The organism is Sphingobacterium corticibacterium (assembly GCF_004208525.1).
Taxonomy (GTDB): Bacteria; Bacteroidota; Bacteroidia; order Sphingobacteriales; family Sphingobacteriaceae; genus Sphingobacterium; species Sphingobacterium corticibacterium.
This window is the reverse complement of the sequence record NZ_SGIT01000001.1, coordinates 209,860-224,251: the sequence shown is the minus strand read 5'-3', so window position 1 is coordinate 224,251 and position 14,392 is coordinate 209,860. Positions and strand designations below refer to the sequence as shown.

Sequence of the window (14,392 nt, the reverse complement as noted above, 5' to 3'; positions counted from 1 at the left end):
TGAATAACTTCTTCGTTTATTTTCTTTATCCGAACCTTGAATTTATGGTACGAAGCCTTTCAGCCCCGCTTTTGGCAATACCTTGGTAACGGTTCGTTGTTTTTTTCACTAATTTATTTGTCAATTTTTTGTGTGTCTGTTTTATAAACATTTGGGTCGAATAGCTCCATATATAATTCTGGCTTTGGCAGTTTACGAAAGCCATACTTTTCATAAAGCCAATCTGCTGTGGATGTCAATAAAATCCACCGTCTTAATCCTTGTAAATTCGGATGTTTAATTACAGCGTCCATTAGTTTTTTTGAAAGTCCTTGTCCTCGATAAATATCTAAAACATAAATGTCTCCCAAGTAAGCAATAGTTGAAAAATCCGATATGATTCTTGCAAACCCAATCTGTTTGCCGTTATGAAATAGTCCGAAGTTTAAAGAATTGTCAATTGAAGTCTTCACTCTTTCAATGGGAATATTGTCACTCCAACCTGAATATTTTGATAGAAAGTCGTGGATTGCAACTATATCCATTTTTGATTTGTCTGTCGTAATTGTAAAGTCGTCAAAAGTGATTTCAATTATTTTCATTTCGTACTCATTTTTATTTCAGTTTTATCTATTTGGTTGGTCTTCGCCAATCACCGCTATTCCTGCGGTGGTGAATATTTTACAATGTCAATACCAACTCCGTTTGGGTCTTGTATAGCAAAATGCCTATCGCCCCACGGTTCGTTGCGAATGTCTATTTTGATTTCAATTCCTTTTTGTTTCAGTTCGTTGTAGATACTATCAACGTCGTCTACTTCAATGGTTAGATAAACTCCCTTATTTTGAAAAGGCGATTGAAACAGCGATTGCTGGCTGGGGTGGTTTGGAAGTAAAAAGCTTATTTCCGCTTCGTGATTGGGTGTGTGCAACAAAAGGTAAAATTCATTTTCAAATGTTACACCAAAACCCAATATTTTGGTGTAAAACTCTTTTGTTTCTGCTAATTTCGGTGTTACGATACCTGCGTTTAATTTCATCTTAATTTGTTTTTTAGTTGTTGAACTTGATGGAGAAAATACATTTGCAGTTAAGCAAAATGTGGCAATGATTAAAACTATCCATTTCATTGTTTTTGAATTTGATTAACGATACAAAGTTCAAACAAATGAAGTTGATAGAATAGTAAAAATCGGACAACCTTATCTGCCAAATGCCTTGCTTGGCGTAACACCGTAAAAATTTTTGAACTCTTTTATAAAATGTGATTGGTCGTAGTAGCCTGCGTCAAAGAATAATTTATTCTGTCTCAAACTTTGCTTTGAGGGCTTTGCTCTTAAAATATTTTGAAAACGAATAACTTTGCTAAATGTCTTGGCAGTATCTCCGACATAAAACTCAAAAATTCTGCGAAGTTGTCTTTGACTGATACCTGTGTTTAAGTCTTTCTCAACATCAAGCACTCCGAAGTTTTTTAAAATGATGTCTATTGCATTGTATAATCGGTTGTCGTTATCAAGTTCTATTTTTTTAATCAGTCCGAGAAAATAATTGTCAAGCAAGACTTTGATTTCCTCCTGATTTTGTTTTTCATGAAAACTATTTGAAATAAAATTGGACAGATGCGGAACAACCAATTGCAAATATTCATACCGGTTGCTTAATTCCATTGCGTTAATTCTGAAAAGTTGCGGAAACATGGTCGGCAAAAAACGGAGACCAACATAGTTGAAAGTATTATCAAGCGGAAATTCTGTAAACTTTTTGCAGAAACCCATTACATAATTTTCCTGCGGATTGTTGAGTTCAAAATAAATATCAATGCAACCGTCGGCTACAACACGATAATTAAATTGTTCGGATAATTCTTGTGTGGTTTTGAGTTGCCAATAGCAATAAAGGAATGGTTGAAGTTTGATGTCGGGCAGAAATTCAGTGTATATTACATTATCAGCCGATTGTCTGATAGTCGGTTGAACAGGTTTGTATAGGCTTCTTATTTCTGGTGTAAAGTTCACTATTTATCGTTAGCACCTTATTGGTTTAAAATGCCTTATAATTCATGTATCTATTGAACAAATGTACAAAATATTTCCTACCGTTTCGCTTTGCCTGATGGAAAGAAAAAAGCCTTTCAACAAGTCGCTGAAAGGAAAGAAAACATTCAATTTAGTCGAGGTTTTATTTTTGTCGCTTGTAATGCAGTTGTGTCAATCCAGTCTCAAACGTTTTGACTTTGATAAATTCAAGTGTTTGCTCTGGTCTGCCGTCTTTGAAAAGTCTTGTTCCATAACCTAATAAAATGGGTACTATCGAAATGATAAACTCGTCTATTAAGTCGTGTTTCAACAGCTCATTTATTACCTCCGCTCCACCGTCACAATAAATATTTTTACCTTTTTCAGATTTCAGTCGTTTGACCAATTCAGTTAAATTCCCTGTATAGAAAGTAGTTCTACCTATTCTCGGTCTTTCCGTTCTTGTGATGACATAAACATCTCGTCGTCCGTTGTCGTAATGAGATAGACCGACATTTTTAAGCACATAATCATAAGTTCTTCTGCCAATAATCAATGTGTCAATGGTGTCTGTAAATTCTCCATAACCATAGTCTTCTCCTGTTTTTTCAACGAGTTTTAAGAAAGTAAGGTCGTCATTAGGTTTTGCAATGTAGCCGTCTAAACTCATTGCAATGAAAAGTGATATTTTTCGCATTTTTATAAATATTTAATGTTTCCGCAAAGTTAGCTTCAGACGGCAGTCTGCACTTTGGAAAAATGCGACAATTTAAAGTTGTGATGGAGAAAGCCCTGTATTTCGTTTAATTTCATTGGTAAGATGTGAATGGTCGTAATAACCACATTCAAAAGCAATATCTAAAAAACTTCGATTTTTATCTGATTTTTTGATAATACTCAATGCTTTCTGAAAGCGAATGATATTTGAATATTCTTTTGGGGATAGTCCAACGAACTTTTTAAAGTTTCGTTCTAATTGTCTTACAGTTGTAAAATTACGTTTTGACAGTTCGTAAATGCTGATTAGTCCGCCTGTAGAATGAATATCCTGAATAACCGATTGCAATGGATTGTTTTTTATTTTTATTCTGTCAGAAAAAAATTGGTTGAGATAATCAAATGGGTTGTCAAGGATTTTATCGACATTAAATGAATTGGATTTTTCAAACTCAATGGTATCGTTCATCAATTCATTTTGAGAAGCATAATTATAGAAATTTGCAAAAGTTGCAGGTTTTAGGCACACACCCATTAAATGTGTATTACTACCAATAAAGCTATCTTTAAAAGAAGTCATTGCACCAACTACATATGTCTTTCCAAATTCCAAAGAAAGTGAGCCATTATCTGTTAAACAAGTATCTCCCAAATTCATCAATACACCTGCACAGCCGTCTGGAAAAACACGTTCCCATTGGCTTTCAAGTTTATTCCCTTTTAACTCCCAATAGAAATGAATAAAGGGTTTTAAGTCTTTGTGGGGGTTTGTCTTTTTATATTTCATTTATTTTTTTGACGGTTCTACAGTGAACACTAATCTGTTTATAGATGTTTATGCTTTGTTCTTCTATACTGGAATACAAATATTGCCCAGCGAATGTCTGCACAACACTTTGCAATGTTCCCTCAAAGCTGTTATCTTTCTCATTGCCGAATAATGCTGTTGCTTCTTTTTTCTCTATTAACTGTTTCTTAAGTTCAGCAATGGCAATCTTTGCTTCAGCATAATTAATTTCGTAAGTAATATTTTCATTAAGCTTTTTCGGGTCAATAGAATTGCTATCGAATTGGTTCAAAAGCACAAAGCTCTGGGTATACTGTGAAATGATATCCATAATACCCTTCGCCTCGTCTACATTTTCTACATCTTTTGCCTTTTTGGCAATGAATTGCACAGTCTGTTGTAACTCGTCCAGACGTTTTTGATTGATAGTGTAACCTTGAATTAGATACTCTTTCAATCGTTGGGTTGCCCACTGACGGAAAGCGGTACCTTGTTTGGATTTAACTCGGTAGCCTACAGATATAATAACGTCTAAATTGTAATGTTCGACTTGATACACTTTACCATCTGAAGCAGTTGTCGCAAATTTTGCGACAACTGAACCGGTTTCTAATTCTACTTCCGCAAATACATTACCTATATGCTTACCAATGGTTTTAATATCCCTATCAAACAACGAAGATATCTGTTGCCGATTTAACCAGACAGTATCTTTATCAAATTGCACCTCAATCTGGGTTCGATTATCTTTTGTTTGATACATTAAGATCTTACTCATAGCTTTATATTCTTTGGTTGAAGCGAGCTTCAATTGGTCTCTTTTACAGTTGAACGCTAATATATTATAGACGCAAATATACCATTCCTTTATACTAAAAAAAATAGCAACAAGAATAACTGTCGACTCGGCTCGTACTGAAAACAATAACCATTGACATTTTTTGTCATACGCTTGCAGCGAGCAGAAACACGAGATCGGGCTCCCGAGGCGGAAGATGGGCTGAAGACAACTTGTATCGTCTGTTGGACGAAAACTCTTACAAGGTAATACGCACCTATTCTAATCTTTCACTTTCGTTTAATTCCTCCATCTCCTCTCTTAATTTCCTTATTTGATCTTGGATGAGCCTGTGCCGGGATCGCGAAAATAATAAGACACCCGCAATGATAATCACTAGCGGAAGGATAAATTCTATTTCACCTTTCAAAAGAACGATTCCCTTTGTAATAAACCGCAGAGATCTTTACCAGTATTCCAAGGTGTGCGTCTAAGATTTTTGTAAATTCCTTTTGTTGTTTTATAATATCATCCATCTAGCCATTAATTGTTTCTGAGGGATTAGTAGAAAAAGATGGACAAAAATCACAATATAATTTAAAAATCCGATTGTCATTTGAAAAAACAATTGATCATGATACCTATTGTAAACTTGTAAATGGACAATACAATACTACCACGACAGAGTAATGCCAGGTACGTATTCTTCACCAACAGCTATGTGACTTGGTGATGGAGAAAATTAAAGTTACGTTACAGATAGATCAAAAAGCTATATCAACAGACATTCCATTAACCGTAATCTTACCGCATAAGGAGAGGAGACATAGGACTAAGAAACTAGAAAGATATTTGGAGTTTAAATTAAATATACTGAGCCCTCCTGGCTGGTTGATCACGACACTCATGATTGCATTCGAGAAATAATCCCCTCCATAAAATACTATATTTTTTAGCAATAAAGACATTTAATAAAAGGTTTTTTTATAGATTTGAGGGAAGGTTTATAATTTATGAAGAAGAGTACGAAGATAACAAATGCGAGTATAGAGTCGGCAGGTCTACCGAAGGATGCAAAGCAGGTCATTGCGGAATATGTATGGAATGGGTTTGACGCGAAGGCTACTTCTGTATCTATCGATATCAGTAGTAATGAACTGGGATATATTGAACGTATTCGTATCAACGATAACGGCGAGGGCATAGCTCCTGACACGCTAGACTATTCTTTTGGTAACTTTTTGGATTCGCTAAAAAAGACACAGGTTAAACGGACATCATACACACGGGGTAAAAAGGGCAAAGGTCGGTTTTCCTTTTCGCTATTCGCCACACGTGCTACCTGGAATACAGTAGTCGCTATCGGCAATGAGTTGATGCAGTACAAGCTGATAATCGACAGGGAGGCTAAAGAAACATATGATAGCACAGAGCCGCAACCATCGGATATTGATCACACAGGTACTACCGTAGTACTGGAAGGTGTATTCGGCCTGAATGCTTTCACTCTTGACGGCGATGAGTTTTTGGATTTTCTGGCGCAAGAATTTGGATGGTTCTTACATCTGAATAAGGACATGGGCTACAATATCAAGATAAATGGTAAACCTATCTCCTATCAACAGCTTATTCAAGAAACGGACGAGACATCTTTCACGGTGTATAGCCCGGAGGAGAATTCGTTTGTCTTCAAGGTAAACTATATCCGCTGGAAATATCCTATCGGAGACCGCTACTATTATTATTTTATGGATAGCCATAAAATGGAGGTAGCTAAACTGCTAAGTAGTTTTAACAATAATGCGATCGATTTTCATCACTCGGTTTATGTGGAGTCTGCTTTTTTTAATGGCTTTGAGCAATCAGATATGACATTGTCGTCCGAGGGGAATCTATTCAGTGAAAAGGAACATATGGTAGTGTACCGTAATCTATTGAAGGAACTGCGTGATATGCTGGACCGTAAGCAGAAGAAGTATGTCCGTGAGCAGGCGGTAGATATCAAACTACAGGAACTCGTTCAAAAGGATCTCTTACCTCGATATAGCTCTTCGGACGCGGATAAACAGCGTAAAGTTACACTGCTGCAACTGATTCAGGAACTTTATATTGCTGATCCACGTGCCTTTGTGGGCATAAAGGCTGACCTGATCAGGACGTATATGGGATTCTTGGACTTATTGCTGCAAACTGACCGCAAAGCGGAGATATTGCCTATCGTAGAACAGGCTATACCCCTATCTGATAAAGAAAGGGAAAGGATCGGGAAGATATTGAAATAGGAAGGCTCCATTACACATAGCCAACATATTATAAGGAAGTGCTGCTATTAGTTTAACTTTTCCTCATCAACCGAGAAGCTTTCGTTGAAATAACCAAGTACACCCTGCCATTTTCCGTCAACATTATATTTTTCACCGGTAGTTTTATTACGAATGATCAGCTTAAATGAACATATTATATCATGCCGTTCAATAGATTTTGCGAATATTAGTTTTGATCGTGCAGGTACTTTTAGGTCGAAGGCAAATGTACCATTACCTTTGTAGCGCTGCCGTTTCTCGCTGCTACTTATTGGAAAAGGTTCAGGATAATAGGAAAATGTTCCGTCATCGTAGTATACCGCAGGCACATTAACCTTAAATTCGGTGATATTTAAATCTAAGGGTAATTCGTCCTCCTCCTGGTTTACCTCAAAATAGGAAGTCTTGACAAGCTCGTCAAACGTTTCGACGTGATGTACTTCCTTGAGGGTATTCCCGGGATTAGTAAACTCTTCTATGCCCCCTTTGATTTTCACTGTATCAATTTTATCATCGTCCACCAAGAGATACGTTAAACTCTCTATCTCATATTCGTGAGGAAGAATGGTTTCGTCTTCGTCAACTTCGGGATGCAAAGATTCCTTCGAGCAGCTAACAAGAAACAAAAAGGCAATGGCAACAAGAAAAAATAATTTTTTATATCGCAGTGAAAATGCTTGGATCATGGTGAAAAATATAAATCAGTACTCCAAACTTACGTAAAAAATATTGTTTTATAAACGCATCAAACTTATCATATACGGCACTCTTGTATTACATGGACATCAACCCATATTTTTGACAAATTCAAGCCAAATTATTGGCCCAGCAAAACTTCGGCACTCATTTTACCAAAATTATTGGCAGCAAGCGGACTATCGCCTGTCACAAGTTTTCTGTCGGTATGGCAAGCTCCGGAAATATCGTTGTTTAAAATCTCAATTCCCAAGGCTTCTAATTTTTCACCGTACAACCAAGGCATCTCTCCGGGAACATATCCAATACCCGGTGTCTTCGTGTCGATGATATCAGGAAACGATTTGACCTGATAACCTTTGTACGGGAAGCTTTCAGGGCCTTCATGGTGAGCTGCCGCCAATAAAGCTGCCGGTCCATGACAAATAGCGAGCATATATTTATCATTTTCTACTGACCAATGGATCACTTTTTTTAAATCATCATTGGTTGGTAATCCCAGCATTGCTCCGTGTCCGCCTGGTAAAAATACCGCAACGTATTCTACGTCGGATTGCATATCTCCAGCTACAAAATCTTTTAAGCTTTTCGGGTTTTCAAATTGCGTTCTGTATTGCTCATAAATGCCTTTCACCGCTTCGTCTTCCGATGGCATTGCCCACATCTCTATAGCTACGGGAGCTCCCTTTGGTGTGAAAATATCGGCTTCAAATCCGGCTGCTGCAAGGTGCGACATCGGCACCAAGGTCTCTACAGGGTGGTTTCCGGTAGAAAATTTCTTTCCGTTTTTCATGGTCATATAACGCTCTTCTGTACAAACTACCAGGATTTTCTTATTCTTGTCCTTGTTGGCGTTTTCATACGTTGCAAAATCATAATCTGTTTTAGAGGCAACAAATTGTGAACGAGAAAATGGCGATGGTTCATAACCGATACCATCGAAAACGGGTTCTTTACTTAATTCCTGTGACATAATGTTGATGTTTAATCTTTTTTATTATTCATACAAAATTAGTACCCAACTGCATTTTTTTAAAAGGATATACCGCACAAAAAAGCGGTGACTCTTTTTTAATTTTTCAATAATGCTCTGTAGCGAAGACGCAGATTAGTCCTATTTCCTATTCCGGTCGGTACTGGACTACACATATATAAACATGTGGATCAGACAGCTAATGATATGAAAAAAGCGAATCGCTAAAAAGCAGGCTAACAATAATTGAGACATTACGCAGATGACAGCAGATGAATTTGTAAAGGGATTTTACCTAGAATGGCCTAAGGGAATTTGCAGAAAAATTATCCGAAAACTACGTCATTGCGGATTTAAGAAAAAAACTGAATAAAACAGGATTTGCTTGGGAGAAATTCGGACCGAATATAGATAATGTGAAAAGACATGGATCTGAACTAATTTGGGCAATCGAAAAACCAGAAAAGAAAAAATGGGGCTTATCAAAACTATTTGAAAAATAAGAGTGCAGCCAATACGCCCTCCGCTCAATAATATTCAACACAATTCATGGTTTTAGACATTTTATATATATATATTTCAGAATGACAGCATTTGGGACTTGTAATCAAGATTTAAAAACTAAATACCTATAAGGTGTAACCATCATTGTATAAATTTTCAACAGTTTTTGTACCTTTACATTCGACACGTTACTAAAAAAATGCAGCTACCCGTTGAACAGGAGAAGAAACTAGTTGAAAAATTAACCAAGGGCGATGATCGCGCATTTCATATTTTGTACAACGCGTATGCGCCAACGGTATTTGCCCGAATTAAAAGATTATTGCATAATCCCGAATGGGTTGAAGAAATTCATCAAGATGTATTCTTAAAGATTTGGCATGCCCGCGTAAAGATCGATCCGAATGTTCCATTTAAAGCGATCATCCTGCGGACTACTAAAAGTATCGTAGTCGACTTTTACCGAAAAGCCCTCCGAGATAAAAAAATGAAAGAGCAGTTGGTTCAGATAGCCTCTAACTTCTACGTCGAGGATTTTTTCCCAACTGAAGACAGCGAACTAAATGTTGCACTCAAAGTTGCTATTGACGCACTGCCCCCTCAGAGAAAAAAAATATTTTGTATGATAAAGCTCGAAGGAAAAAAATACTTAGATGTGGCAGATGAGCTTAACATTAGTCCAAGCACAGTAAAGGATCACATGGCTAAGGCTATGAGCTACCTGAAGTCCGAACTAAAAGGAAAGCACAGCAACATGCTTCTTTCCATTTTCTTTTTTGCTATAGTCGAAGTATTCGTCTCCAATAATTTTTTTGAATAATTAAAAAAAATAAAGATTAAGAGCAGAGAGTTTTTGACAGCTGTACGAATAGGATACAAAAACAGCTGTAGAATATGTCTGTGATGGAAGATTTTGAAAAGATATACCGAAAATTTTTAAACCAAGAATGTTCGCCTGAGGAGGCCAATCGTCTGCTACGTTTTTTTGAAACGGAGCATGGAGATCTCGAACTGAGCAAGCTGATCGAAAATTCAATTGATACCGCGTCTGATGAGACAGACCTGTCACCAGAAGATAGGATCGTTATCGAAAAGATCGGAATCAAAATATCAAGTCGAAATCAAAAGAAAATATTCATCCTGAAAAAATGGATTTCTTACGCTGCGGTATCGATTTTACTATTATGCCTATTTGCTTGGCTTTATCAAACAAGATTCGTGGCAGATGATGTTCAGCCAGAATTTCGCGTAGTGGATATCTCAAAAGAAGATGTTCAGCCGGGAGGCAATCGTGCTACACTTAAGCTTGCTGATGGGGAGACTATCTTGTTGGACGATTCGAGATCAAGTATCATTGTTGGACAGAACTCTATCATGTACGATGACATCGATCAGCCAATTGTAACTATGCCAAGCATCTCTGTGAATGACACCCTAATACTGAGTACACCGAACGGTGGTACTTACAAATTGCAACTACCTGACGGATCAATGGTATGGTTGAACGCAGGTTCAACATTGCGCTATCCAGCTAGATTTGATGAAGAACATCGTTCCGTTCATCTAGAAGGAGAGGCTTATTTTGATATAAAACCTCTCCTAAGTAAACCATCGTCAAATTCTACAAGTAAACGTATTTCGTTTACCGTATATACTGATGATCAGCGAGTCGAAGTATTCGGTACGCAATTTAATGTCTCTGCCTATCAGGAGGATAAAACCCAAGCAACAACACTAGTCGAGGGCTCCGTTGCCGTCTCAAAAATAAGTATGGGCAACGAAGTTCCCACCTCCGTAAAAGTGATCAGGGACAAAACTTACTTGCAGCCTGGCCAACAAGCACAGTTAGGCGCCTGGGGAATAAGAACAAAAACGCTAGATACTGAACCGTATACTGCTTGGAAAGATGGGGTCTTCTATTTTGAAAACACATCAATAAGAGAAGCCCTAAATGCGCTGTCAAGGTGGTACGATATCGATGTGGTGTACAAACCAAATGTCCCGAATATCAGTTTGTATGCTTTGATAGATAGAAACAAGCCTTTAAGCGCTGTTTTAAAGGCTCTGGAAAACAGCGGTCTAACCGTAAAATTACAACATTCTAATAACCGATATAAACTAATCGTAGTAGGCACTAAATCTTAAAAAATCATGAAAACATAAAACGGACAATACGACACTTATACTGGTACAAATAAGACGGACGATGCTGCTACATCGCCCGTTTAATTTGCTTGTACCGAAACACAGCAAGTAGATTTTTGCTGTGCTAATGCTAATCATACAAACAATATAAATATATGACATTCATCCAATATTTGAAGAGTCTATTACGGCTTTTTACACATCAGCTATTGATAATAATGAAATTAGTTATTCTACTAACCTTTTTATTTTCTTTCCATGTTGTCGCTTCCAGTAAAGCGCAGATAATTTCTATCAACGTAAGAGATGTCACTTTGCAATCGGTCATGAAAAATATCAAAAAAGAAAAGGGTATATCGTTCATGATTCGTGGGAAATCCGCCGCAGAAACTAGGGTGACGGCCGAATTTAAAAATTTAAGCCTTCGAGATGCCATGTACCATATCGTAGAAAAACATGGGCTACAATGGTCAATAGATGAAGGAATAGTCACTATTTCCGAGAATGACAAAACAGAACATCGAAACTTACAAAGCGCCGTTAATCAAAATGGAATGCTAAAGGGTTTAATAACCGATCAATCTGGAAACCCTATCAGCGGAGCAACCATAACGATAAAGAATACGTCTATAGCGACGACTTCAACGCGCACGGGCAATTTCGAAATAAAGCTACCAACTGATTTATCTCGAGATGTAACGCTAGTAGTATCAAACATAGGTTATGAAACAGTTGAAACGGTTATCGGAGATCGGAAAGAAATCAACGTTTCGTTGGTATCTACCATCGGAAATCTCGATGAAGTAGTAGTCGTAGGAATGAATTTCAAGCAAACGAAAAGATCAGTCACCGGAGCGATGGCTACAATAGAGACGAAAGAGCTAAAGCAAAGTCCGGTCGCCAATCTTAACAATGCACTTGCCGGAAGATTACCTGGTTTGATCTCGGTCCAATCTTCAGGACTTCCAGGACAAGATGCGGCTGCGTTATACATCAGAGGGGTTGGAACCTACGGTGCCAACCGTGCTCCACTAGTGGTTATAGACGGGCTCCCCAGAGGTCAAGGAAATTTCAGTCAGATCGATCCAAATGAAGTTGAATCAATTTCTATCTTAAAAGATGCCAGTTCATCTGCTTTGTATGGTATCCAAGGAGCCAATGGTGTCATCGTCGTAACGACAAAACGTGGAGGGAGTAATCAAAAACCTGTCATTGACTTCACCGCTCAACAAGCTATACAAAGTCCAGACCGCCTCCCCAATAATATGAGGGCTTACGATATAGCCAAATATTGGAATGAATGGGACAGCAATAGTGACCTATCTCCTCGATTTAGTGAAGAAGTTTTACAAACTATTAGCGACGGTTCTGAACCTTACTTGTATCCAGATGTGAATTGGTTTGATGAGATTCTGAAAAGCTCATCTCCGCAAAGTCATTATAACCTTAATATTTCGGGAAGTTCAAATCGTATTCGTTACTTCGCCTCAGGAAGCTATATTAATCAAGGGACCTTATTAAAACATGACGATGAATTTCAAGAGAATTATGGATTGAAAAGCAAATTTGATCGCTATAATTTTAGATCCAATATTGATATAGAGGCTACTTCTTTACTGAATATTCAAATCGATCTTGCTGGAAGATTGGAAAATAGAATTGGTCCGGGAGCAGGATTCGAGAGCTTGTTTTCAAATTTAACGAATATGTCTCCAATAGCGCTGCCCATCTTCAACCCGAACGGTTCACTTGGGGCTGCCAGTAATGCAGAAATACCTTTCTATCAAAATCCTTATGGGAGTGTAACTAGAGGGGGCTATTACACCAACGTGACCAATGTTATGTATGGAACAATTTCCGCGAAACATGATCTAGGTTTTATTACGAAAGGTTTAGATGCTCAAATGTTTTTCAGTTTTGAAAACAACAACTACAAAGGTACGTCCAGGTTGCAGCAATTTGACATGTTTTGGTATCGCGGCTTGGACTCCCAAGGACAGCCAATATATCAACAAACCAATGTCGGTACTCGCCTAACTACAACGGGGTCTAGCACTATCGAACGCTCGAACTATTTCGATTTTAGACTCAACTACCACAAAAACTGGGGAGACAACACTTTGGTGGCCCAAGTGCTAGCTAATAGAACCTTACGCGTATATAATGATGAACTGCCTTATGCCTACCAAGGTGTGAGTGGTAGAATTACTTACAATCTTAAAAATCGTTACTTCCTAGAGACAAATATTGGATTCAATGGTTCAGAGAATTTTCCTCCAGATCGACGGTATGGTTTTTTTCCGAGTATCTCTGCAGGATGGATCGTTAGTGACGAACCCCTTATGGAATCCATCGACATAAACTATCTTAAGTTGAGAGGTTCTTATGGGATTGCCGGCAACGATCAGATCGGTGGAAATCGCTGGCTTTACATAACTGATTATGCGCCCGGTGGAGGATTTTCATTTGGTGAATCTCCAACTACTAGACCCGGATATAACGAAAATAGAGTAGGCAATCAATTCGTAACATGGGAAAGATCGCAGAAATCTAATGTAGGTTTCGAGATGTCAATACTTCCAAAAGATATGCTACAACTTACATTCGATGTATTCAGAGAATATAGAACAAACATTCTTACTGCACCTGGTACCGTGCCAGACTACGTTGGTATTGGAAACCTAGCCCCTCGAAACACCGGCATCGTTTTGAATCGAGGCCTTGAAGGTGAATTAAGATTCAATAAATCATGGAAAGATCTCCGAATATTCTCGAACCTAATGTTCACTTACACGCGGAATAAAGTATTGCAGAATGATCAACCAACGCCAATGTATGGCTATCAAAACCTCACCGGATATGAAGTGGGATATACGCTATGGTATAAGGCTCTAGGTTTCTTCAATGATGAAGACGAGATATTGAATAGTGCAACACAGAATTTTGACAGCAAGACGATACCAGGCGATATCAAATATATGGATGTGAACTCCGATGGTGTAATCGATGCGTACGATAGAATTCCAATGCAGGTTCAGAATATTCCAAGATTAATGGGAGGACTATCGTTAGGTGCTTCTTATAAAAGATTCGACATGAGCGTATTGCTTAATGGTGCTTACGGAGGTATTGCGGATATGGTGCCCTCGTCGCGAGATGCAGCTCAATTGCAAAGGTGGACTCCAGAAAATAAATTTGAAGCCCGACTACCGGCTCCTAGAAGATCAGAGAACAATGCTTTGCTTTCTTCGCTTTGGCTTCATCCTAGCGATTATCTAAAACTGAGAAATGTTGAAATAGGATACGAAATAGCCCCTGATTGGCTCAAGAGTATTAAAGTGACTTCTGCAAGAGTATTTGTTAATGGTCAAAATTTAATCGTTTGGGATAAACTTTGGATAAAAGATCGTGATCCAGAAGCTACAAGTTCTTGGAATGTACCATACCCGATCCAGAGAGTTGTTAATTTCGGTGTAAACATTAAACTATAATT

General features: G+C 37.9%; 12 protein-coding genes. 4 read left to right on the top strand and 8 right to left on the bottom strand.

Annotated elements, in window-relative coordinates; genetic code table 11:
* Positions 1-113: 113 nt before the first annotated feature.
* From EWE74_RS00980 to EWE74_RS00955, 6 genes are all read right to left on the bottom strand, one after another.
* A complete protein-coding gene (locus EWE74_RS00980; protein ID WP_130139678.1) occupies positions 114-581 on the bottom strand; it encodes a GNAT family N-acetyltransferase in 468 nt (155 codons plus the stop codon).
* Positions 582-637: 56 nt separating this feature from the next.
* Positions 638-1,108, bottom strand: a complete 471-nt coding sequence (locus EWE74_RS00975; protein WP_206365104.1) for a VOC family protein — start codon at positions 1,106-1,108, stop codon at positions 638-640.
* Between the two features lie 72 nt (positions 1,109-1,180).
* Complete coding sequence (locus EWE74_RS00970) at positions 1,181-1,996, bottom strand: AraC family transcriptional regulator (RefSeq protein ID WP_130139677.1); 816 nt, start codon at positions 1,994-1,996, stop codon at positions 1,181-1,183.
* Between the two features lie 163 nt (positions 1,997-2,159).
* The gene (locus tag EWE74_RS00965; RefSeq protein WP_130139676.1) at positions 2,160-2,693 is read right to left on the bottom strand and encodes a dihydrofolate reductase family protein; all 534 of its coding nucleotides are present in this window, start codon (positions 2,691-2,693) and stop codon (positions 2,160-2,162) included.
* A gap of 72 nt (positions 2,694-2,765) precedes the next feature.
* Complete coding sequence (locus EWE74_RS00960) at positions 2,766-3,500, bottom strand: helix-turn-helix transcriptional regulator (protein WP_130139675.1); 735 nt, start codon at positions 3,498-3,500, stop codon at positions 2,766-2,768.
* The gene (locus tag EWE74_RS00955; protein WP_130139674.1) at positions 3,490-4,278 is read right to left on the bottom strand and encodes a virulence RhuM family protein; all 789 of its coding nucleotides are present in this window, start codon (positions 4,276-4,278) and stop codon (positions 3,490-3,492) included. The genes EWE74_RS00960 and EWE74_RS00955 overlap by 11 nt, the downstream gene beginning before the upstream one ends.
* A 1,013-nt stretch (positions 4,279-5,291) precedes the next feature.
* On the opposite strand from EWE74_RS00955, the gene EWE74_RS00950 reads away from it, so the two are divergent.
* Positions 5,292-6,560, top strand: coding sequence for an ATP-binding protein (locus EWE74_RS00950; RefSeq protein ID WP_130139673.1), 1,269 nt, complete (start codon positions 5,292-5,294; stop codon positions 6,558-6,560).
* Positions 6,561-6,607: 47 nt separating this feature from the next.
* Here EWE74_RS00950 and EWE74_RS00945 read toward each other — a convergent pair whose 3' ends face one another.
* Together EWE74_RS00945 and hchA are read right to left on the bottom strand one after the other, a co-directional pair.
* A complete protein-coding gene (locus EWE74_RS00945) occupies positions 6,608-7,267 on the bottom strand; it encodes a hypothetical protein (protein WP_130139672.1) in 660 nt (219 codons plus the stop codon).
* A 131-nt stretch (positions 7,268-7,398) separates the two neighbouring features.
* On the bottom strand, positions 7,399-8,250 hold the full coding sequence (hchA, locus tag EWE74_RS00940) for a glyoxalase III HchA (protein ID WP_130139671.1): 852 nt from the start codon (positions 8,248-8,250) through the stop codon (positions 7,399-7,401).
* A 703-nt stretch (positions 8,251-8,953) separates the two neighbouring features.
* Here hchA and EWE74_RS00935 point away from each other — a divergent pair.
* The 3 genes from EWE74_RS00935 to EWE74_RS00925 all read left to right on the top strand — a co-directional run bounded on the left by EWE74_RS00935 (position 8,954) and on the right by EWE74_RS00925 (position 14,390).
* Complete coding sequence (locus EWE74_RS00935) at positions 8,954-9,574, top strand: RNA polymerase sigma factor (RefSeq protein ID WP_130139670.1); 621 nt, start codon at positions 8,954-8,956, stop codon at positions 9,572-9,574.
* A gap of 83 nt (positions 9,575-9,657) precedes the next feature.
* Positions 9,658-10,899, top strand: a complete 1,242-nt coding sequence (locus tag EWE74_RS00930; RefSeq protein ID WP_165384610.1) for a FecR family protein — start codon at positions 9,658-9,660, stop codon at positions 10,897-10,899.
* Positions 10,900-11,117: 218 nt separating this feature from the next.
* Positions 11,118-14,390: a SusC/RagA family TonB-linked outer membrane protein gene (locus tag EWE74_RS00925; protein ID WP_165384609.1), complete on the top strand. Its 3,273-nt coding sequence runs from the start codon at positions 11,118-11,120 to the stop codon at positions 14,388-14,390.
* Positions 14,391-14,392 lie beyond the last annotated feature (2 nt).